This is a genomic window from Anabaenopsis elenkinii CCIBt3563, from assembly GCF_015245355.1.
GTDB classification, from domain to species: domain Bacteria; phylum Cyanobacteriota; class Cyanobacteriia; order Cyanobacteriales; family Nostocaceae; genus Anabaenopsis; species Anabaenopsis elenkinii.
The window spans coordinates 2,973,106-2,996,096 of the sequence record NZ_CP063311.1 but is presented as its reverse complement, the minus strand read 5'-3'; the positions used below and the strand labels follow the sequence as shown (position 1 = coordinate 2,996,096).

18 protein-coding genes are annotated in these 22,991 nt (G+C 42.2%); 11 read left to right on the top strand and 7 right to left on the bottom strand.

Features of this window, described 5'->3' with window-relative positions:
• Positions 1-57 precede the first annotated feature (57 nt).
• Positions 58-1,614, top strand: coding sequence for a serine/threonine-protein kinase (locus tag IM676_RS13240; RefSeq protein ID WP_200987335.1), 1,557 nt, complete (start codon positions 58-60; stop codon positions 1,612-1,614).
• A 51-nt stretch (positions 1,615-1,665) separates the two neighbouring features.
• Here the strand turns inward: IM676_RS13240 and ychF are convergent, their stop codons facing one another.
• Positions 1,666-2,757 carry a redox-regulated ATPase YchF gene (gene ychF / locus IM676_RS13235; protein ID WP_200987334.1) on the bottom strand — a complete coding sequence of 364 codons (1,092 nt, stop codon included), beginning with the start codon at positions 2,755-2,757 and terminating at the stop codon, positions 1,666-1,668.
• A gap of 420 nt (positions 2,758-3,177) precedes the next feature.
• Positions 3,178-4,749, bottom strand: coding sequence for an alkaline phosphatase D family protein (locus IM676_RS13230; protein ID WP_200987333.1), 1,572 nt, complete (start codon positions 4,747-4,749; stop codon positions 3,178-3,180).
• 146 nt (positions 4,750-4,895) lie between these two features.
• Between IM676_RS13230 and IM676_RS13225 the strand changes: the two genes are divergently transcribed.
• The gene (locus IM676_RS13225) at positions 4,896-6,329 is read left to right on the top strand and encodes an aminotransferase class I/II-fold pyridoxal phosphate-dependent enzyme (RefSeq protein ID WP_200987332.1); all 1,434 of its coding nucleotides are present in this window, start codon (positions 4,896-4,898) and stop codon (positions 6,327-6,329) included.
• 178 nt (positions 6,330-6,507) lie between these two features.
• Positions 6,508-7,515: a sodium:calcium antiporter gene (locus IM676_RS13220; RefSeq protein ID WP_200987331.1), complete on the top strand. Its 1,008-nt coding sequence runs from the start codon at positions 6,508-6,510 to the stop codon at positions 7,513-7,515.
• Here IM676_RS13220 and IM676_RS13215 read toward each other — a convergent pair.
• On the bottom strand, positions 7,479-10,538 hold the full coding sequence (locus IM676_RS13215) for an MFS transporter (RefSeq protein WP_200987330.1): 3,060 nt from the start codon (positions 10,536-10,538) through the stop codon (positions 7,479-7,481). The two genes, IM676_RS13220 and IM676_RS13215, sit on opposite strands and share 37 nt — an antisense overlap.
• 546 nt (positions 10,539-11,084) lie before the next feature.
• Between IM676_RS13215 and IM676_RS13210 the strand changes: the two genes are divergently transcribed.
• The 3 genes from IM676_RS13210 (at position 11,085) to IM676_RS13200 (ending at position 12,954) form a co-directional block, all read left to right on the top strand.
• The gene (locus IM676_RS13210) at positions 11,085-11,738 is read left to right on the top strand and encodes a general stress protein (RefSeq protein WP_200987329.1); all 654 of its coding nucleotides are present in this window, start codon (positions 11,085-11,087) and stop codon (positions 11,736-11,738) included.
• Positions 11,739-11,863: 125 nt separating this feature from the next.
• Positions 11,864-12,325 carry a BON domain-containing protein gene (locus tag IM676_RS13205; protein WP_200987328.1) on the top strand — a complete coding sequence of 154 codons (462 nt, stop codon included), beginning with the start codon at positions 11,864-11,866 and terminating at the stop codon, positions 12,323-12,325.
• A gap of 206 nt (positions 12,326-12,531) precedes the next feature.
• Complete coding sequence (locus tag IM676_RS13200; protein ID WP_200987327.1) at positions 12,532-12,954, top strand: CAAD domain-containing protein; 423 nt, start codon at positions 12,532-12,534, stop codon at positions 12,952-12,954.
• Positions 12,955-13,110: 156 nt separating this feature from the next.
• Here the strand turns inward: IM676_RS13200 and tnpA are convergent, their stop codons facing one another.
• The gene (gene tnpA, locus IM676_RS13195; protein ID WP_200987326.1) at positions 13,111-13,524 is read right to left on the bottom strand and encodes an IS200/IS605 family transposase; all 414 of its coding nucleotides are present in this window, start codon (positions 13,522-13,524) and stop codon (positions 13,111-13,113) included.
• 61 nt (positions 13,525-13,585) lie between these two features.
• Here tnpA and IM676_RS13190 point away from each other — a divergent pair, with 61 nt between their 5' ends.
• A complete protein-coding gene (locus IM676_RS13190; protein WP_200987325.1) occupies positions 13,586-14,959 on the top strand; it encodes an RNA-guided endonuclease InsQ/TnpB family protein in 1,374 nt (457 codons plus the stop codon).
• Between the two features lie 72 nt (positions 14,960-15,031).
• Here IM676_RS13190 and IM676_RS13185 read toward each other — a convergent pair whose 3' ends face one another.
• Positions 15,032-16,009 carry a YegS/Rv2252/BmrU family lipid kinase gene (locus IM676_RS13185; RefSeq protein WP_200987324.1) on the bottom strand — a complete coding sequence of 326 codons (978 nt, stop codon included), beginning with the start codon at positions 16,007-16,009 and terminating at the stop codon, positions 15,032-15,034.
• Between the two features lie 237 nt (positions 16,010-16,246).
• Between IM676_RS13185 and hemC the strand changes: the two genes are divergently transcribed.
• The 3 genes from hemC to IM676_RS13170 all read left to right on the top strand — a co-directional run bounded on the left by hemC (position 16,247) and on the right by IM676_RS13170 (position 20,134).
• Positions 16,247-17,218 (top strand): hydroxymethylbilane synthase, encoded by a 972-nt coding sequence (hemC, locus tag IM676_RS13180; RefSeq protein WP_200987323.1) that lies wholly within the window; start codon positions 16,247-16,249, stop codon positions 17,216-17,218.
• Between the two features lie 95 nt (positions 17,219-17,313).
• A complete protein-coding gene (gene glgA / locus IM676_RS13175) occupies positions 17,314-18,702 on the top strand; it encodes a glycogen synthase GlgA (protein ID WP_200987322.1) in 1,389 nt (462 codons plus the stop codon).
• 571 nt (positions 18,703-19,273) lie between these two features.
• Positions 19,274-20,134 carry a peptidoglycan-binding domain-containing protein gene (locus IM676_RS13170; RefSeq protein ID WP_225880361.1) on the top strand — a complete coding sequence of 287 codons (861 nt, stop codon included), beginning with the start codon at positions 19,274-19,276 and terminating at the stop codon, positions 20,132-20,134.
• Here IM676_RS13170 and wecB read toward each other — a convergent pair.
• Positions 20,120-21,241 carry a non-hydrolyzing UDP-N-acetylglucosamine 2-epimerase gene (gene wecB, locus IM676_RS13165; protein ID WP_200987320.1) on the bottom strand — a complete coding sequence of 374 codons (1,122 nt, stop codon included), beginning with the start codon at positions 21,239-21,241 and terminating at the stop codon, positions 20,120-20,122. The genes IM676_RS13170 and wecB overlap by 15 nt on opposite strands.
• 146 nt (positions 21,242-21,387) lie before the next feature.
• Positions 21,388-21,762 carry a hypothetical protein gene (locus IM676_RS13160; RefSeq protein WP_200987319.1) on the bottom strand — a complete coding sequence of 125 codons (375 nt, stop codon included), beginning with the start codon at positions 21,760-21,762 and terminating at the stop codon, positions 21,388-21,390.
• 288 nt (positions 21,763-22,050) lie between these two features.
• Between IM676_RS13160 and IM676_RS13155 the strand changes: the two genes are divergently transcribed.
• A protein-coding gene (locus IM676_RS13155; protein ID WP_200987318.1) for an IS630 family transposase occupies positions 22,051-22,925 on the top strand; the annotation gives its coding sequence in 2 pieces (ribosomal slippage) (positions 22,051-22,380 and positions 22,383-22,925; 873 coding nt in all).
• Positions 22,926-22,991: the final 66 nt, after the last annotated feature.

The window sequence follows — 22,991 nt, the reverse complement described above, 5'->3', positions numbered from 1 at the left end:
TCAGTTAAACCAAGCTCAGTTCCCACAATCAAACCCACAATCAAATAGAAGTTAGATATGCAGAACTTACTCCTTAATCGTTATGAGATCCTCAGTCCACTGGGTTCCGGTGGATTTGGTGAAACCTTTCTAGCTCGGGATACTCAAATTCCCTCCCAACGTCTGGTGGTTTTGAAGCGCCTGAAACCTGCTCACCAGAGTAATCATACCTCCACAGAAATGATTGAAAAACTCTTCCGCAAAGAAGCGGAAGCACTAGAAGAACTCGGAAGCCATTGTTCTCAAATTCCTACTTTACTCAGCTACTTTGCAGATCAGGGTCAATTTTATTTAGTTCAAGAATATATTGAAGGCAAAAACCTGGCTCAAGTGGGAATCATTAGCTCAGAGCAAGGGGTGGCTATCCTCACCTCCTTACTTAATACCCTGAAATATATTCACAGCAAAAATATTATTCATCGAGATATTAAACCTGAAAATATTATCCTACGAGATAGCGATCGCTTACCTGTATTAATTGACTTCGGCGCAGTCAAAGAAACTATGGGAGCAGTCACCCTCGGATCAGGTTCCACCATCAGTTCAGTAATAGTAGGAACCAGAGGGTTTATGGCTCCCGAACAGAGCGCCGGGCGAACAGTATTTAGTACAGACCTCTATGCTCTGGGACTAACAATGATTTATACCCTCACCGGAAAATTACCAATTGAGTTTGACACTAGTCAACTTACAGGGGAACTGGATTGGCACAGTCATGTACCCAATCTTGAACCTAAATTGGCAAAGGTATTAGATAAATCCATCAAGTTAGATTTAGCTAGTCGGTATCGAACAGCGGCAGAAATGTATCAGGATTTACATTCTGTAGATATCAATACACCAGGATTACCACCCAGCCATTTAAACACAGTCATCATATCACCAAAATATGATACTCTCCCACAAACCTTGATCCATACAGAAGTAGAGAATCAGCAAATACCGACTGGAAAAACAGCTAAGTTTTCCAATTTGAAGTTAAGAATGATCATCATCACTGTTGTGTTAACTGCTTTAGGATTAGCTGGCGGATTTTTTGTGACCCAACAAATTCTAGAAGCCCAACAAAATGCAGCTCAAGCAGAGAGAGAAAAACAAGAAGCAGAACAAAAACGCCTAGAAGCAGAACAAAGAGCAGCTCAAGCAGAGAGAGAAAAGCAAGAAGCAGAACAAAAACGCCTAGAAGCTGAGAAACAACAAGCTCAACAAGAGCGACAACGTTTAGCTACAGAAGCTCGACGAGCTAGGGAGGAACGCCAACGTTTAGCAGCAGAAAGAAAACGTTTAGAATCTTTAGCTTCCACCTATGTTGGAGGTGTCAATACTAGAACTTCCAACACTACCACATGGAGCTCAACTTGTGGCCATCCCTATGTTTCTGGCGCTGATTGGTGGGCTGTCAAAGGCCCCTCCAGTGCGTTGAGTACAGTCAAAAATAATTATTGTGGTGATGCGTTGATTGTCGGTAAAGAAACCCAAGCTGCGAGTTTTACTTCAGAAGTAGACGCTTGGAGTTTCGCCAATAGCTTAAGTAATGAATCTGGCTATCAATTTTGGGTAACAAAAAGTCGTTAGTTTTTTTGACTCACATAGTCCCCGGTTACCAACCGGGGACACCACCCATAACTACACATTAAAGCGGAATAGCATTACATCCCCTTCTTGCACAATATATTCTTTCCCTTCACTGCGCACCAAACCCTTTTCCTTCGCAGCATTCATAGAACCATGTGTAACTAAATCCTGATAAGCCACAGTTTCAGCGCGAATAAATCCCCGTTCAAAATCTGAGTGAATCACCCCAGCTGCTTGGGGTGCAGACATTCCCGCGTTAATTGTCCAAGCGCGGGTTTCCTTCGGACCCGAAGTAAAATAAGTCCGTAAACCCAAAAGAGTGTAAGTAGCACGAATCAAGGATTTTAACCCGCCTTCTTCCACACCTAAAGAGGCCAAAAAATCAGCCTTATCCTCTGCTGGTAATTCCACTAATTCCGCTTCTACCTGCGCTGAAACAATCACAACTTGAGCATTTTCACCAGCTGCAACTTGTCGAACCTGTTCCACAAATTCATTACCCGTTGCTAATTCATCCTCAGACACATTCGCAGCGTAAATAATCGGCTTGTTAGTCAGTAATTCTAATCCCTTAATTATCTCCCCTTCCTCTGCAGATAAACTGACCTGACGGACAGATTTACCCTCGTTTAAAGCAGCAGCTAATTTTTCTAAAACTGTGATTTCAAACTGTGCATCTTTGCTGGTACGCGCTAGTTTGCGTGTGCGCTCAATTCGCCGTTCAATTTGTGCTAAATCTGATAAACCCAGTTCTAAATTAATGATTTCCATATCTCGCACTGGGTCAATAGAACCAGCTACATGGATAATATCATCATTTTCAAAACACCGCACCACATGGACAATAGCATCAACTTGACGGATGTGGGACAAAAATTGATTACCCAGTCCCTCTCCTTGACTTGCTCCTTTAACCAAGCCGGCGATATCGACAAACTCCACCCGCGCTGGTATAATCTGAACAGAACTAGCAATTTTAGCCAGAACATCTAAGCGCTCATCCGGGACCGAGACAACACCGACATTCGGTTCAATCGTGCAAAAAGGGAAGTTAGCTGCTTCTGCTTTGGCGTTAGCAACCACAGCATTAAATAACGTAGATTTTCCGACGTTGGGAAGTCCGACAATTCCGGCTCTTAGCATTTTGGATTTAAGATTTTGTGAACTACAAAGTTAATTTAAACAGGTTCTAGGATGGTTTGGGGGATTGTACCGGTAACAGTTTTTGTGCTGGTACTGGTTCTAAGAGGATGTTTGATAAGTTTTCAACAGCTAATTTTTATCTTAGTGAACACACAAAAAACAATCAAATCCCGTCCCCTCCCCTGACAAGGGGAGGGTTAGGGTGGGGTAAAACAATAGTTGATACACTAATCATGACTTGACAAACATCCTCTCAGGCTATTGACCCTGACTAGGGCATTTTAACATCTGGTCTGAGAGGGCGATCGCCTCAACAATTTAACCCCCTTACTAACGGGAATTGGGGGGAGCACCCAAGGCTCTTTTCACCTTCATAAGGGGGTTGGGAGGAAACAAAAGAATCAGAGGTTTTTGATGTGGTTAATTTACAAGTGCGCCTGGTTGTCCATTTTGAACTACAAAGGAAGCCAAGGTTCTGACAGAGGCGTTCAAGTCCAGGATGCTGGAAACAATGCGGTAGTCAGTTTGCCAAAGTGTTGGTGTTAGTTGACAACGAACGTACCCCCGAAAAGCACCATCAAAAAATTTAGTATGGGGGTTATTAGGTAGGGAAGCTTGAACTGGAGCAATAAATTGGACAGGAAAATCAGAGGAAATTGAAGTTCCGACAAACTCTGTACCTATTGTTGCTGAGTTGGGATTATCAAAATCTAGTTTTAAGTCGTGTACCCAACTTGAGTGAATGTCGCCGGTAATTACTACTGGGTTGGAAACTCGACGGTCATTGAGGAAATTTAACAGTCGATTACGTTGAGCTACGTAACCGTCCCACTGATCCATGTTGAACACACCCGGACTGGGGTTAGTATTAAAGTTGTATTGAGCAAACATTGTCTGCTGGGCTATAATATTCCACCGCGATCGCGATTGGTCTAATCCTGTGAGTAGCCACTGTTCTTGTTCTGAACCTGTCATGGTACCCTTATCGTCAAGGGCATCGGCACAACGAGGTTTGAGTCCATCATCACAAGGTTGGTTGGTGCGGTATTGTCTGGTATCTAGAACGTTGAACTCAGCTAAATTCCCGAAAGTAAAGCGTCGATACAGTAACATATCCAGGCCATTGGGCAATGAAGATCGACGTAAAGGCATATGTTCATAGTAAGCCTGGTAAGCATTGATTCGCCGCTGAGTAAAATCACTTAAGGTTTGGTCGTCTTCGGGTATTAAGTTGGCGTAGTTGTTGTCAACTTCATGATCATCCCAGGTAAAAATCCAGGGACAAGCAGCATGAGCAGCTTGCAGATTGGGATCAGTTTTGTAAAGAGCATGACGGTTCCGGTAGTCATCTAGAGTGATGATTTCTGGTCCATTATGTTGGCGTGGCGCACCCTGTCGCGGTCCGTATTCATATATATAATCTCCTAAATGAACTACTAAGTCGAGATTTTCCTCAGCTAAATGCCGAAAAGCTGTATAGAAACCATTTTGCCAGTCTTGACAAGAAACAAAAGCAAAGTTGAGTTTTTGAGGCAAGGTATACAATGCTGGTGCGGTGCGAGTCCGCCCAATGGGGCTAAATTCTCGACCCACTTGAAATCGATACCAATACCAACGCTCAGGATCTAACCCACGTACATCAACGTGTACTGAGTGTCCTAATTCTGGTGTCGCCATTGCTACCCCTCGACGCACAACCCGGCGCATCTTTTCATCTAGGGCAACTTGCCATCGCACTGGAACGTTTTTCACCGGCATTCCTCCCCCAATCAGGGGATTAGGAGCTAGTCTAGTCCAAATAACTACACTATCGGGTAAAGGATCCCCAGAAGCTACTCCCAGACTAAAGGGATAAGCGGAAAATCTGGGGTCAGCCAATACCGGATGCCATTGACTTGTAATTGTTAACCCGGTTAAAAATCCTGCACCTAGCAAAAAATTACGCCGTTTGTATTTATTGGCTAGGAGACGATTGTAATTTATAAATTCCATATTTATCCCTAGATGAGATGTTAATTTACTGGTTCCTCAATTGCATCAACCTCTCATCAAGTGGGGATTAAGATTGTGTTAAATTTAGTTGTTTTACCAATATAAATATTATTTCTCATCTGTCTTGGCGGTTCCTTTCTCAAAAAATGCAAAATCAACACCAAACCCCCTTGTTAGATGCCTTAAAGGCTTATACAACCCAGGCTCACGCCCCTTTTTACACCCCAGGACATAAGCAAGGTATGGGCATTTCTCAACCCTTGGCTGACTTACTGGGTACAAAAGTCTTCGGGGCTGATTTAACAGAACTAGCAGATTTAGATAATTTGTTTGCACCCCAAGGGGTAATTCAAGCCGCCCAAGCACTAGCAGCAGAGGCTTTTGGCGCATCACAAACATGGTTTCTTGTCAATGGTTCTACCTGTGGAATTGATGCGGCAATTTTGGCTACCTGTAGTCCTGGGGATAAAATTATCTTGCCGCGTAATGTGCATTCATCGGCTATTTCGGGGTTAATTCTCTCTGGTGCTATTCCAATTTTTGTTAATCCTGAATATGACCCAGTTTCAGATATTGCTCACAGTGTCACACCCGCATCTGTGGAAGCTGCATTACAAAAGCATCCTGAAGCCAAAGCAGTTTTGGTGGTCTATCCCACATATTACGGTGTTTGTGGAGATTTGCAAGCGATCGCCCAAATCACCCACCAATATCATATCCCCTTACTGGTAGACGAGGCACACGGAGCGCACTTTGCCTTTCATCCCCAATTACCCACCCCCGCCTTAGCCGCCGGGGCAGATTTAACTGTACAATCTACTCATAAGGTACTCGGTGCCATGACACAGGCATCAATGTTACACATCCAAGGACACAGGATAGATATTCACCGAGTCAATAAAGCTTTACAACTTGTCCAGTCTACCAGTCCTAGTTATATCCTTTTAGCTTCCTTAGATGCTGCACGTCAACAAATGGCGCTACACGGAAAAGCCCTGATGTCTCGCACCTTGGAACTTGCAGATATAGCCAGAAGCAGAATCAGCAGTATTGCGAGATTATCGATTTTACAACTACCGAATTTAGACCAAACACGGCTAACTGTCAACGTTTCCGGCTTAGGTTTAACAGGATTTGCAGCCGAGACAATTCTGGATGAACAACTAGGTGTTACCCCAGAGTTGGCATCATGGCAACATCTCACCTTTATTATTACTCTAGGGAACACCTTAGCTGATATTGAGCAATTGGTGCAAGGTTTCACCTCTCTAGGGAAGATGAACCACCATTGTCATCCCCCAAGTGGTAAGGCGTTGATTGTCGGCGATAATTTAACAACAGTTTCCCCCCGTGAAGCTTTTTTTGCTGCTAATGAAATTTTACCCTTAGCAGAAACCAGCGATCGCATCTGCGCTGAAATCGTCTGTCCTTATCCACCAGGAATCCCGGTTTTAATGCCAGGAGAATTGATTACTCCATCCGCATTAGAATATTTACAACAAGTTCAAGCCATGGGTGGATTAATCACTGGTTGCGCAGATCCCAGTCTAAAAAATTTAAAAGTTCTAAAAAAGTCATGACCCAGGGTCTATCCTCAGGAGAACCACGCCAAAGACCACAGAGAAATCAAGAAATTAAAAAATAGCATAACATTGATATCATGTGCGCTAAATTACTTTTAATGCTGGCAGAACCTCAAGGATAGCCTTGAAGGGAATATACTTTGTTTAATCCCCATTCTCTCATTCACTACTTCTTATGTTTCTTTTTATTCAGGTTCTTGTGTGTGTCCTGTTGGTGATTGCTGTAGGTATGCGGCTTTCCCAAAGTGCTGATGTTGTAGCTGAGAAAACAGGCTTGGGACGTACCTGGGTTGGTAGTCTACTTTTGGCCGGTGTCACATCTTTACCAGAGTTGGCTACAGGAGTCAGTGCAGTAACGGTATTAGACGCCCCAGATTTAGCAGTGGGGGGTATTTTGGGTAGTTGTATGTTCAATTTAATGATTTTGGGAATACTTGATCTTGTGAGCGGACGGGAGCCATTACTTAAACGCGCACCAGTAGGTCTGGGTTTGTCCGCCAGTTTAGGCTGTGCGATGTTGGGGTTAACTGCTGCGGGAATGCTATTAACTAAGAAAGGAATTCATCTGGCTTTAGGATGGGTTGGTATTCCTAGTTTGTTATTAATCCTACTTTATGTAGTCAGCGCCCGGATCATGACACAGTTTGAAATCAGGCGAATGGCTGCTGCTATCTTAGAAGTGGAACCAGAAGCTGCTCAATACCAACATATTAAACGCAGACGAGCTTATCTGAATTTTACCTTACTGGCTGTAGCTACCGTACTTTTAGGTGTGTGGCTGGCGTATTTGGGGGATGAGGTAGCGAGAACCACTGGATTGGGAAAAAGCTTTATAGGCTCCTTGTTACTAGCCGCGGCCACATCACTACCGGAAGTGGTGGTATCCCTGGAAGCAATTCGTATGAATGCAGTAGAAATGGCAGTTTCTAATATTTTCGGCTCTAATCTCTGGAATTTAGCGATTCTGGGAATTTACGATGTGGCGTACCTCAAAGGTGATTTGTGGTTGCCAATTAGTGATGTCCATCTGTTTACTGCTATCATTTCGATGATCATGACTTCCGTCGCCATTGTTGGACTAATCTATCATGCGGTCAGTCGCTCCCGGATGTATGTAACTTGGGATGGACTGACTCTGATCGCTCTCTACATTGGTGGGATGTATATCATATACCGCAATTGAGTCGCCATAGCTCCGGCGATCGCACTGGCGAACAGAGAAGTCAAGGCTGTACCAAATAGCCACCAAGCTGCATTAGCCACAATTCTCTTGGTTTCTTCAGCTTGAATTTTTGCTTGTTCTTGAATTGCTTGGAGGCGTTTTTGGGTTTCTTCCTGGATGCGTTCAGCTCTATGCAATATGCTATCCCGGGTCGTTTCTATTTGGTTAATAATGCGGTTAGCATCCTCGGGGGAAATATCCTCACGAGAACTGAGAATAGCCACCAAAGTATCACGATTAAATTGAGTGAGGCGATGGCGCAAAGCCTCAAATCCAGCTTGGGGATCATCAAACAATTGAGCAAAGTCTTGCTGAATACTCTCATAATTCAGTTCTGGACGCTCCAAAGAGTTGAGATAATCGCGAATTTTGGCCAAAACTCCCTCAATTACCGATTCTACCCTCTCCTGAACCTGCTGCCATTGCTTGACAACCGAATCACGCACCGACTCAATTTGATCCACGATGCGGTTAGCTTCTTGTTCGGAAATATCTTGCCTTTGGGATAATAAGGCCACAATTGTGGAACGGTCAAATTGCGCCAGGCGATCGCCTAAATTACCCCATCCCACCTGTGGATCTCGCAGCAATAATTGCACATCACGTTTAATGCTTTCTGGGTTGAGTTCCTCTTTATCCGTGTGGCGCAAGTAATTTTCTAGATCACCTTCAAAATCCCGCAGTCTTTGAGTCACACGACTAGCATAGCGTCGCGGTGTTCTAATTATACTATTAATTCCTTCTTGTACCTGATTAATCACCTGATTAACTTGCTCTGGGGTCAAATCTGGACGTTGACTCAGGAGTTTTACCAATGTATCACGGTCAATTTGCGATAGGCGATGGCGGAATGCTAAAGCACCCTCTCGCGGGTCAGCGAGTAATGTTTCCAAATCTCCCCTAATACCTTCTGGGTTCAGTTCTGGTAAGTTAGTATTGCGGAGATATTCAGTTAATTTATCTACTGTTGTTTGTGGTACTTGCAAAATGCGATCAACTACTGCTTGGATTTGCTCAAATATTTGGTTAACCTCTTCCTCGCTTAAATCTTGTCTTTGACTGAGTAACTTTACTACTGTATCACGGTTAAAATGGGACAGGCTGGCGCGAATTAAATTAATTCCTACTTCCGGTTGTTCTAGTAAAGCTGCAAAATCACGTTTAATACCTTCAGGATTTAATTCTGCTTTGTTCGTATTCCTCAGATACTCTTCTATTCTTTGCCATAATTGATTGGCCGTTGCTCTTTCTTGATTCGAGACGCGATCGCATACACTTTCTAGTTGACTCACCAGATCATCAGCTTCTGCTGCGCTCAAATCCTGACGCTGCAAAAGTAACTGGACAAAAGCATCACGGTCAAATGCGTGTAAGCGGATATCTAAATCTAAATCTGTAAAATCTTGTAATATATTTGTAACATCCCCCTCAATAGCATCTGGATTCAGTCGGGCTTTACTTGTAGAACGTAAGTAATTTTCTATACTTAAGCGCAGTTCCTCACCTTTTTCGCGGATTTGCGCCTGTTCGACAATTTCTAAAACTTCCTCACGGATAGCCTCCATCTGCTGAGTAATTTCTGTCACCCTAGCTTCGCTGAGATCACCCCGCTGTTTGAGCCAGTTTCTAAAATCCTCTTGACTGATTTGGGTCAATTCCCGGCGGCTGGTGGTAGGATCTGCCTGTGGATCATAGATAACTTCTTGAAATTCATCTCTAATTGTAGTGCGATTAAAATGCCAAGGTAAACAATTGATAATGTACTCTTCTACATCCGCTTTGATAGTATTGTAGCTTGGCTGTGGTAATCTCTTAGCTATTTTGCTTTGTAACTGTTGGGTAATTTTCTCCACATCGATATCTTGAAATTTATCTCTCAGCTTTTGTATTTGATTAGTAATTTCTTCTAGATCAATATCAGAGATATCTACCCGATCTAAGATTGCTGGTACAGAAGTGCTCAAACCATATTTTATCCCTTTTTTAATCCAAGTATTGCGACCATTACCATTTTGTCTAACTCCCACTAATTCCTGAAGACGTTCAGCTAATTCTTCAGAATTCAACTCTTCTGGTGTAGCAGATTTAATTAAATTAATGACTTGCTCAGTGGGACTTTGACGAGCAATAACTTGTTTCCAAGTCTGTTCTAGTTTGTCAGCAATTTGATTAATTTCTTTTTTGGATAAATTTGTCTGACTGCTAATTAAATCGACCAATGTTTGGCGATTTATTTTTTCTTCTAAATCACCCCCACCAATAGATGATAAATCTACATCGCCAAGTATTCGCTCAAATTGTTGGCGAATATCTTCTAAATTTAGTTGTGGTCTTTCCAGAGATTTTAAATAACTTTGTAGAGTCTTGTTAATACTTTCAACATCTACAGTCGAAGTGAATTCCCGCCGGACTGTGTCTATAATTTCCTCAGTAGTAGAAACCGCTGGTTTGTTCGCTGCATTAGCGCTAATTCTACTAAGAATAGCCTGTAATCCTGCATTCGTAGTATTTATAAGAGAGCTAATGAGAGAACCCAGAGTTGATGAACCTAGCCAAACCACTAATAAAAAGTAAATAGACCAGATGACCACACCCATAATTGCTCCTAGGAGCATACTTTCAATTAGGCTGAGTTTCACTGCTAGAAAACAAGCCAAAGATAATGCAATACTAGCGCTAATTAGTCCCCAAAATCCGACTTTTTTTTCAATTTTACGAATCGTACCGCCCCAAGTACTCGACTCATGATCACCAGCAGAATCATTTCCTAAAGATAAAATTCCTACTGCTAGTGAAAAATTCGTCAATAAAAATTGGAAAGCCAAGGCCATTAAAGTACCAGCTAATAGTGCAACTATCAACTTTGGTCCAGAAAATAGTAATGATACTTGTTCTGAACTCAAAATTTCCGACGTTCCATTTCTGGGTGCTATTTCTAAAGGTAGCCAAACCAACTTGAAAATGATTCCCACACTTTGAAACATAATTGTATTTTCCTGGTAGGACTGAATGCAATAGCTATTTTTCTGTTCAAAAGGCTCACCTAATAGTTTAAATATTTATTTATTTAACTCTACACCTTCTTAGGTAATAAAAATCTGCGCCAAAAGTCGTACCTTAATCCAGTTACAGCAGATGATCATTTTATTTAATGTATATTATTATTGCATGATCAACTATAAGAACTAATACTTTGATACTCAATAATAATTAAGTTATAGTTATTTGGCAATATAAATACTTATGTCTAATGAAATAGATGTAAATTATGTCAGGGGATTGATGGAAATATTGAATAAAAATGTGTAAATAGAAGGTGTTGATAGCATTTTTATATAGAAGGATGTAGTTAAATACAGCGCCTTTCAAGTAAATCACAACTCTTGTGAGGTGGGCATACTGTCCGCCTTTGTCTACCTCAATAAAATGAAATACGCTTTAATTTAGGATATCCCATTAACTGGGTTAGTGAAGATGCAAAATTGGCGAAACATTAAACGATATCAATAAATTTGACGAGGGTTTTTAGAATGGTAGTTAACGTGCATAGAAGAGCTGTAGGTACTTTTTCTCACCGTAGAGATATTGAAAAAGCATTGCATGAATTGAAAAATTCCGGCTTTTCAATGGAAAGAGTTTCAGTGATCGCCAAAGATGCAGAACACAGAGGTGATATTGCTGGTACTCCAACAACAGAACAGGTAGGTAATAAAGCCGATGAAGGAGCTGCTGCTGGGGCGATTTCTGGCGGTGCTTTGGGTGGTGTTACTGGTTTATTAGTTGGTCTGGGAACTTTAGCAATTCCTGGAATTGGGCCAATTATGCTCGCAGGTGCGACAGCTACAACTTTGGCTACAACTCTAGCTGGCGCTGGTATTGGTGCTGCAGCTGGTGGTCTAATAGGTGCATTAATCGGGTTGGGAATTCCCGAAGAACGGGCCAGAGTTTATCAGCAGCGGGTTGAACAAGGACATTATTTAGTGATTATAGAAGGCACAGAGGCAGAAATTGCCAGAGCTGAAGCAATTTTCAACCGCTACGGTGTTCAAGATTTTGGTGTTTACGGCTATCCGAATGATGTGAGAGAACATAGAGAGCAAACTGCACCAGTTACACAGACAGTTCATGGGGAACGCAATGAGCCAACGGTAGTAATTGTAGACCATCGTGATCAACGAGCTTAATCTAATTTGGTTATCACCGACAACATTTATTAGGAGTAGGAAGCAACCCAGAGAATGGTTCGGTTCCTACTCCTAAAAACCCCAATATATTTTCACAATTTGAATTTGTGAGGAAGACTTCTAAAATGCAAAAGCTCACTCCTTTTTTAATTGGTTGCTTTGTGTTATTTGGTGCAGTGGCTTGTGAGGATGTGGCGAGAACGGATAGAACTGCTCCCGGTCCTGGTGAAGTTGTCGAAGCACCAACCCCGGAAGAAAGACAAGCTGCACTGGAAGATTCTCAAAGTGAAATCCGCCGGAGACAATTGGATGCTGACATTCGCGCTCGTGAACAGCGAACTGATGCTTTAACTGATGATTCTAGCGATAGAACTCCAGAAGACTTAGCGAGTGAAGTTCGTTCTAAATTAGAGGCGAATATCCCTGATGGACGATTAACAGTTCAGGCCACAGAACAAGGTACAGTCATTGTCTCAGGAACTGTAAATAATCAGGCACAGTTATCTAAAATTGAACCATTAGCCCAAGAAATTAACGGTGTTAATGATGTCATTGTTAACGCAGTTGTGGCGTCACCACGGGGTTAAATTCGTGGAATCAAAGCCTAATTACTAAGATAAGCTAAATAATTTTAGGGTAATGAGGGAATCTATCCTTCATTACCGGCAAATCCATGAATTATACATTACCCTATAAATTAAAAAAATCTTAAGTCAGATCACAAACCCGATTGTGATCTGTATTAATATCCAGTAATTTAAAAGAAATGCTGTAACTACCAACTTCAAAAACTATGGAAACTGAACAAAAGGAACTGGAAGCAGTTATCACACCTAATGGAATACTACCACCTTCTGGGGATGCAAATTTAGCAAAGCTAACGTCAGCTTACGAACCGGAAGCGCAATGGCGACAAGTTGCTAACACCACAACTGACTTTTTAGAACAATTTCCTGAATATGTAAGTACCTTTTTTGACAAAAATAAGCGCCCTCTCAGCAACTTGGCTTTAATTATCACAGCACTGATTACACTTAAATTGGTAATAGCTGTCTTAGGTGCAATAAATGATGTCCCCCTACTAGAACCATTCTTTGAGTTGATTGGTATTGGTTACTTTTGTTGGTTTAGTTGGCGATATCTAGCTAAATCTGAAACTCGCCAAGAATTAACTGAGAAAATTCGATTCTGGAAACAAGAAATCTTGGGTAACTAATTTTCTCAATCACACAGAGAACCTCACCCTCTCCTGAGTCAGGAGAGGGTTGTATAATTTTTTGAGCTATCGAAAATATAGTGGGAGGGTGAGAACCCCTCCGCTTCAGCGAGGGTGATGAAACCCGACTCAAGGGGATTTATCCTTTGTGTTTGCTCATTTCCCACGCTGGTTTTCAATATATTTTTTAACTACCTCAGTGCTTACCTGTCCAGTTGTCGCAACAAAATAGGTTGGAGTCCACAAAGAAGGCAGCTTTTTTAATTGTGGAAATTCTTTTCTTAAATAATTTGATGCCCTACCTTTAACCCATCTAGCGATATCTGCTGGGGATTCATGGGTCGGCGCATTAATAAAAAAGTGAACATGGTCTGGTTGAACTTCAAGTGCGATTAATTTCCATCCATGTTCAGTAACTAAGTCAAAAATAATTTCTTGTAATCGTGCAGCAACATCTTTAATTAATACTGGTCTTCTACGCTTTGGTACAAAAACAAAGTGGTAGTTGATTGATGATACAGAGTTTTCGGTTCGTCTGTACTCATAATCTTCTTTTGATAATTTAGCCATTGTATATTGTTGATTTTAAATGTTGTTTCAACTATCCTTCTAAACAGGAGGTGAGTAAAGATTGTACAGAACAATTCCAATCAGAGCTAAATTCACTGATGAAGAAAAAGCTTTTTGGGTTGACCAATGCCAACACTCGAATAGCTTAATAAATTGTGCGATTTACTATACTCGTCAAAGTCATTACGCACGACTAGAAAGCATGCATAATGCTTTGACAACTTATTGGTCTGGCGACGAATTGCGTAGTGGATGGAAAACTTATTATTGCCAAACAACTTACCCGGAATTAGATAAAACTCTTAAAGATAATCCCCATTACAAAGGTTTAGCCGCACAAGCAGCACAACAAACCTTAAAACTAGTTGGTGAAGCAATAACCAGTTACAACGGATTGGTTAAAGCTTATTACAACGGGGAGGTTGATAGACCCTCATTACCTAAGTATCGTAAAAAAGGAGGATTAGCCGCAGTAACATTCCCAAGGCAAGCACTTACTTTTAAAGATGGTTATTTCAAGCCATCAATAAGTAAAGAAACCAAACCAGAATTAATCACAGATATCAAACTAACCTTGCCTGATTTTATTGATTCCGATTGGGTAAAGGAAGTAACAGTTCGTCCTTATTATGGTCTTTTCTGGATTGACTGGGTAATTGATGATGGTAAGCAACCAATTGAAAACAACCCACATCTTGATTACTCCCAAGCATGGGGATTTGACCACGGAGGGACTAATTGGTTAACAGGTGTTTCTACTCTTGGCAAAAGTTTAATCATTGATGGTAAGAAACTCAAATCAATGAATCAAGGTTATTGCCGTCTAGTTGCTAAATATAAGCAAGGTAAGTCTGATTTTTATTGGGATGCTAACCTTGACCGCATTCAACGCAAACGCAATAACCAGATGCGAGATGCCATTAACAAAGCAGCTAGATTCATTGTTAACAGATGCCTGAATGACCAGATAGGAAATATAGTTATTGGATGGAATCAAGGACAAAAAGTTAATGCTAATTTAGGTAAGGCAAACAATCAAAATTTTGTCCCCATCCCCACAGGGAGATTGATTCAAAGATTAAAGGAATTGGCTAATGAATATGGAATTGTTGTGACATTAACGGAAGAGGCGTATACATCACAAGCGTCTTACCTGGATGACGATAGCATCTACAAGCATGGTGAAAAACCCGCAGGATGGAAACCGTCAGGTAAAAGGGTAAAACGTGGATTATACCAATCTGCCAAAGGATTATTAATCTCCGCAGATGCTCAAGCTGCAGCAAATATTTTAAGAAAAGTAACCACACAGCTAGGTTTATGTTTAGCCGAGGTGGGTAGGGCATCTTTGACTGTGCCACAACGATATGACTTGTTTATTAGGTTAAATAAATCATATCGTAAACGTTGCGTAGCGTGTCTTCAGACCGCGTAGCAACATCAGTTTAGAATCCCTTGTGTTTCAACCAAGGGAGAAGTCAAGACTCACAAAGAGTGACAATACAAACTACTCCTGAATTTTGCTGTTCTGTTTACTCTCCACCATCAAGTTAGGAAGTCCCTCTAGTTTTTCCGTCGAACTAACTGCTTGGTCAAAAGGCACAAAAATTTTCAAGCCTGCTGGTACACAATTAACTTCAATAGGAGTTGTACCAATAATTTCACCATCTAAAACCACCTTTTGGGGGGGTGAGGTGTTAATTTTGAATTGCTTTCCTCGCAGGTAGCCGATATCATCCCGCTTGACTGGGCTACCGCTAGAAGCGGTTTGTAATAAATGAAATGTCGCCGCGATCGCTCCTGCTTTGCTTTCCGGAGCCACTATGGTTAAATCTAGCAGTCCATCATCGTAAATAATACCTGCTGGACCTTGAGCTAAAACTGAACTAGGAGGGGCAGCATTAGCTACTGTTACAGCGGATGCTGTGGTGCTAATGATTTTATCCTCAGTCTCAATTTGTACTTGAAAACTTTGTAAATTCCTTAGTGTTTGTAACCCAGCTAAAATATAAGCCATTACCCCCAGGCGTTTTTTAGCGTCTCGGTCTGTCATTTCTACAGTTTCGGCTTCAAAGCCGATACCTGCTAGTAATACCATGGGGTGATGGTTACAATAAGCTGTATCTACATATCGAGTTCGCCCTTGCAGAATTGTCTGACAAGCCGCGTCAATAGTATCAGGTATTTTTAATGCAGTGGCGAAGGCGTTGGCTGTTCCCCGGGAAATAATCCCAAAGGGAATATCTGTACCTACTACAGCAGTAGCAGCCGCTGACAAAGTGCCATCTCCCCCAGAAACAATAATTGCTTCCACACCGCGTTTTACGGCTAATTCAGCTAGTTTGTCGGCAGCAACTTCTGCTGTTGTGTGGTAAACATCCAAGTCAATTTCTGGCTCTAATAATGCCCGAATGATCGCCAGATCTTGTTCAGGGTCTCCTTGACCCGCTACTGGATTAAAGATAAGGCAAGCGGAACGGCTCATGGGTGGCAAACTTCAGTTTTATGAAATTAAGGTATCAAATTATGGGGATGTCTGTCGTCTACCCATGATCTGGGGTTGTACCAGCAAACTGTTAACTAATTCAGCAAAATGTAAAAAAATGTAAAAAAACAGGATAAATTTTACATGAATTAGACAATAACCATCGGGAGACTTACCCACTGCGGTAATCTAGATGAGAATAAGTTGATTCCCTGGTTTTCAGATACTGTTTTATTTATGACTTCAGTTGTTTCCAGTCCTGTACGCACTATCCGCATTGGTTCTCGTAAAAGTCAACTCGCCCTAGTTCAGACCTACTGGGTAAGAGAACAACTTCAAAAAAGCTTTCCTGATATCACTTTTGAAGTCCATACCATGTCTACCCAAGGTGACAAAATCTTGGATGTAGCATTAGCTAAAATCGGCGATAAGGGACTATTCACTAAGGAGTTGGAACTGGGAATGCTCAGTCAGGAGATTGACTTTGCAGTTCATTCTCTCAAGGATCTACCCACTAATTTACCGGAAGGGTTAACTCTAGCAGTGATTACAGAGCGGGAAAACCCCGCGGATGCCCTGGTGGTACACGATAAGTATAAGAATAAGCAACTTGAAACTTTGCCAGCAGGTGCAGTGATCGGCACATCTTCCTTAAGACGACTAGCACAGTTACGCCACAAATTTCCTCATTTCACGTTTAAAGATGTCCGGGGAAATTTAAATACACGCCTGGCTAAACTGGATGCTGGGGAATATGATGCCCTAATTTTAGCAGCGGCGGGATTGGAGCGCCTGGGGATGAGTGATCGCATTCATCAAATTATCCCCCCAGAAATTTCTCTCCATGCAGTAGGACAAGGTGCTTTAGGGATAGAATGCCGTGCAGATGACCAGGAAATCATCACCATCCTCAAAGCCATTGAACACCCTCCAACCCGCGATCGCTGTCTCGCCGAAAGGGCATTTTTGCGGGTTCTCGAAGGCGGCTGTCAAGTTCCTATAGGTGTAAATACAGAGATAAGTGGTGATAATTTAACTTTAACTGGCATAGTTGCCAGTGTGGACGGTCAAAAACTGGTAAAAGACACTGTAAGTGGTGCAGCGCAGGAGTCCGAAAAACTAGGGGCACAACTAGCAGAACTATTACGCGAAAAAGGCGCACAGGAAATCTTGGAGGAAATATTTACCGAAATTCAACGGGGTTCCTGAGATATTGGGTCAGCAAATGTGATTAGATCAGTAATTATAGTGCAAAACTTAATAACTCAAAACAGATAAGCATAACCGGGGAAATAAAAACTACCATGCGGATTCTATTTGTTGCAGCAGAAGCAGCTCCCGTGGCCAAAGTGGGAGGAATGGGGGATGTGGTGGGTGCATTACCCAAAATATTGAGACAAATGGGGCATGATGTCCGCATATTCTTGCCTTATTATGGCTTCCTCCCAGACAAAATGCAGGTTCCTGAAACACCAATTTGGAAGGGTTATGCCATGTTCCAGGACTTTGAGGTTTACGAAAGTGTGTTACCAGGTACTGACGTTCCCTTGTACTTATTCGGACACCCTGCATTTTTACCCCGCCGGATTTATAGTGGTGATGATGAGGACTGGCGGTTTACTTTTTTTGCCAATGGTGCAGCTGAATTTTGCTGGAACTACTGGAAGCCACAAGTTATCCACTGTCATGATTGGCACACAGGAATGATTCCGGTGTGGATGCACCAAGACCCGGATATCAGCACTGTGTTTACTATTCACAACCTCGCCTATCAAGGACCGTGGCGATGGTATTTAGAAAAAATTACTTGGTGTCCATGGTATATGCAGGGACATAATACCATGGCGGCTGCAGTGCAGTACGCTGACCGGGTGAACACAGTTTCTCCCACTTATGCTGAACAAATCAAAACTCCTGCCTACGGCGAAACCCTAGAAGGTTTGCTGTCTTTTATCAGTGGTAAGTTATCGGGGATTATCAATGGTATAGACCTTGAGCTTTACGATCCTGCCACAGATAAAGCCATCAGCCAAAACTTTACTATCGGTACCCTGGATAAACGCAAGGCTAACAAAATTGCTCTCCAAGAAGAAGTGGGTTTAGAAGTTAATAGCAAAGCCTTTTTAATCGGCATGGTAACACGCTTAGTAGAGCAAAAAGGTATTGATTTGGTCTTACAAATCCTAGACCGTTTCATGGCTTATACTGATGCCCAATTCGTGCTGTTGGGAACAGGCGATCGCTACTACGAAACCCAAATGTGGCAGTTAGCATCCCGCTATCCTGGAAGGATGGCAACTTATCTGCTATATAATGATGCCCTGTCTCGGCGGATTTATGCTGGTGCTGATACTTTCTTAATGCCTAGCCGATTTGAACCCTGCGGTATCAGTCAAATGATGTCTTTGCGTTACGGTTGTCCCCCTATTGTGCGCCGTACAGGTGGATTAGTGGACACCGTATTGCACCATGACCCCATGAACGCAGCCGGTACTGGTTATTGTTTTGACCGCTATGAACCGTTAGACCTGTTTACCTGTATGATCCGAGCTTGGGAAGGCTTCCGTTTCCAACCTCAATGGCAGGAATTGCAACAACGTGGTATGAGCCAGAACTTCAGCTGGCATGAATCTGCCAAACAGTACATCAAGTTATATAAATCAATTTTTGGCTTACCAGAGGAAGAGGAATAGCCATCAGTGGAGTCATCCTAAATCTTGATTCCATCATCAAATAATTTTCTTAACTCATGAAGGTGTCGCGGGTCATTAACCTGAGCGTCCGGATCATGAGTTTTTTTAGTGAGTTACTATAGTAGCTCAGAGCATGAAAAAGATAGATTACACCTGCAAATAGTACTGTTTGTTACTTAGGCAATTTTGAAGGTGTGGAAGTATAGTGCAATGGCGGGCAAATTCATGCTGATATTTTTTGTCTGGAGTTCTCGCCGTCAAGCTATCCATTACCTGGATATTTCTGAATATTTGTCAGGGCGGTCGCGCACCAAAATCCTAAGCCTTAATCCTCCGTTGTTCATGCTCAATAAAATGAGGTTTTCATCGATAATAATCAGTTACTTTTTGTCAAGAGTATTGCAATTTTCAAATCTCGAAATCTTTGTTGTATAAGCTTTTCGAGAATCTTAAGCAATATGTTGGTAAACCATAGGACTTTAATGGCAGGGTTTAATCCTTTTAGCTTTCCAGCTTCAGTAATTCTTGACCAATTCTCAATTGATTGTTGAAAGGAGCAATTATGGACTACATGGCTTATTCACATATGTTTATGGCCAACGAAGAAGCAAATGAGAATAATGTTCCTAACCTTCAGCTTGAGTGGAAACAACTCTTGATGCCTTCAAGAGTAGTCACACCTACAGAATATCATATTCCGCAGCGACAATTCAACTGGCTGAATTTTCTCAAATCCTCTGCTTGGTTAGCTTTAGCCGGCATGACTATATTTTTAGCTACACTGACCCAAGCTCAGGCGCTGGCAACATCATACGTCAGCACCAACGGTGGTTGTTTACGTGTCCGTCAGCATCCCAACCTCCACTCCCCAGTTGTAGACTGTCTCCCTAATGGTACCCCCATCCATCCTAGGGAAATCATTAATGGTTTCGCTCGGCTATCTGGCAATAGATTTGTTTCTGCCAGATGGATTGGTAGGACACCAAATTATCGTCGTCGTACCACTCATATTACTAATCGTGGTGTTGGTGGCGCAGTTAATCTCAGATTCGGATCTCGCAGTTCAGCTGTCAGAGAAGTTCAAAGAGCTTTAGGGGTACAACCTACGGGATATTATGGCCCTGTGACTGCTCGCGCAGTTCGACATTTTCAGGCTCGCAATCACTTACCTGTTGATGGTGTTGTTGGTACTCGAACTCGCCGAGCTTTATTTGGCAATACTTACAGCAGTTCTCAGGGCAGAGGAGTTCATCTGAGATTGGGATCTCGAGGTGCATCTGTCAGAGAAGTTCAAAGAGCCTTAGGGGTGCAACCTACGGGATATTATGGCCCTGTGACTGCTCGCGCAGTTCGACATTTTCAGGCTCGTAATCACTTACCTGTTGATGGTGTTGTTGGTACTCGAACTCGCCGAGCTTTATTTGGACGGTAACTCAAAATAATTTTGCACAATTTCTAAGATGCGTTCGGCTGCGTGACCGTCTCCATAAGGATTTATGGCGTTGGCCATTGTGTCATAGACCTTGGGGTTACTTAGTAACTCCCCCGCAGCTTGAACAATTTTCTGTGTTGTCGTTCCCACCAGTTTGGCTGTACCAGCAGTTACAGCCTCCGGCCTTTCTGTAGTATCTCGCAGAACCAATACTGGTTTTCCCAAGCTGGGAGCTTCTTCTTGCAAACCCCCAGAGTCAGTTAACAAGAAATGCGATCGCCCAATTGCCCCCACTAGTTCGGCATAATCTAAAGGTTCAATTAAAAAGATGCGGGGATGATTCCCTAATAGTGCTTGTAATGGTTCTCGCACTGTGGGGTTACGGTGCAATGGTAACACCAAGGCTGTATCAGGAAACTTATCTAATATCTGTAAAAATGCTTGCGCGATCGCTTGTAATGGTTCTCCCCAGTTTTCCCGCCGATGAACTGTTGCTAGCAATATGCGATAGGAATTCCAATCTAAACCCGGTACATTACAGGTGGGTTGAGTTGCAGCTACATTTAATAGTGCATCAATGACAGTGTTACCTGTGATGTGAATTGTTCCCAAAACCCCAGAACGTTGTAAGTTATCCGCAGCCCAAGGAGTGGGCGCAAAATGTAACTGTGTGATTTGAGAAATCAGCCGCCGATTCGCTTCTTCCGGATATGGATTCCATAATTCGTCAGTTCTTAAACCAGCTTCTACATGACCAACGGGAATTTTCTGATAAAATGCTGCCAAAGCTGCGGCAAAAGCTGTGGTAGTGTCTCCCTGAACTATGACTAATTCCGGCTGACTTTTGTGAAATAATCTTTCTAATCCCTCTAAGCTTCGACAAGTAATATCATTTAAGGTTTGCTGAGGCTGCATAATTTCTAAATCATCATCAGCTTTTAGGTTGAATAAATGCATCACTTGCTCTACCATCTCGCGATGCTGTCCAGTTAAAATTACCTGTAAGTTAAATTTTGGCGACTTTTGAAATACTTGAATCACAGGAGCCAGTTTAATCGCTTCTGGACGTGTACCTAAAATAATGGCAACTTTCTTTTTAATAGTCATTGTTTATCAAGATATCATTACCTGATCACTACAAACTATAGCCATCCTAGTAAAATCATCCCCTATCTTCAACATAGAGAAATTAAACATGAAAAAACCCGGTTTAACCGGGCAGATGCTCTGTTTGTCAAATTGATCGGAATAAACTATACCTCTATTTCACAAGTCAAAGGACAAGCCGCATATACAGAAGAAGTCTGTATATGCTCTCCTTCTCCATGTAACCAGCTCAACCACTTGACCTGATTGGGGTGTACACCTTTAAAAGTCAACACGCCAGCAGCGATCATTACCCCCAGGACGTTCAACATAATTAAACCACCTGATACCAGCAAAACGGCACTAACAGGCATTACAGATTGCAAGACAATTGACAATAAGCATCCGACCGTAGCCATCAAAAAGACTAATGGAAATCCGACAACCAACAAGCATACTGCCAATGTGAACGTCCAAATCAAAAAACTTTTGATCATCAAGGAGTAGGTCTTTCCTAGATTAGAGCCTTTAGCCGAAACCATGACTTTTCCTCCCAAAAATATACAGCAAGGTTTTCATGTCAGTTACATATCGTTGTTCACGATTTAACTGAATTCTTCAATTGAAGTTTAAGTATATAGAATGCCGTTCATAAAATGAGCATTTCTTTACTAAAGTTTACACTTGATTTTTGACAAAGATGAGTGTAAGGTCAATTTCACGTTTAATCGGCCACCTAGTTTATGGCATCTATAGCAACCGCCAAGGTAATTTAAGCATAAACTATAAGTAGTCCCTTTTCATGTGAAGCGATCGCTTGCTACAGGTATATGCCCAAACCGTACAGTTACGACCTTCGTCAAAAAGTAATCCAAGCGATTGAACTCGATGGCTTGAAGAAAACTCAAGCCAGTCAAATGTTTAATATTAGTCGCAACACCATCACCCTATGGTTGAAGCGAAAAACCGAAACGGGGGACTTCCAAGCCTTGCCTAATCAGCGTCCTGGGAATGGTCACAAAATTACCGATTGGGAAAAATTTCGTGAGTTCGCTTCCGTACATGGCGAGAAAACCCAAGTAGAGATGGCCTCACTTTGGCCTGAAGAAATTAGCGATCGCACAATCTCAAGAGCTTTGAAAAAAATTGGTTTTACGCGAAAAAAAAGACTTATGGCTACCGTGAGCGCGATGAGGTCAAACGACAGGCTTTCGTAACGCAGTTGTCTGAGTTACCTGTGGAGAAGATTGTATACCTCGATGAGTCAGGAATGGACAACCGAGACCAGTATGATTACGGTTGGAATTCAAAAGGACAGCGCTTCCATGCACTTAAATCAGGTCGTCGTCAAGGTCGGGTGAACATAATTGCCGCGCTGTGTAACCATAAGCTGATAGCTCCTTTCACTGTTGAGGGTGCGTGTAATCGAATAGTATTTGAGACTTGGCTTGAAGCTTGTTTGCTTCCCACACTCAAACCAGGACAGGTTGTGGTGATGGATAATGCCACATTTCATAAAGGTGGGCGCATTCAACAACTGATTCAGTACGCAGGGTGTGAAGTGCTGTACCTACCACCTTATTCTCCAGACCTGAATCAGATTGAAAAATGTTGGTCTTGGTTAAAAAGTCGAATCCGCAAAAAACTTGAGCGGTTTGATTCTTTACGAGATGCCATTGAGGATGTCTTGCTTTTTGCGTCCTAACCTCCTTGGCGGTTGCTATATCCCTCTTCTGTCACTTTCCGAGAATAAAGAATATAATAGTTAAAA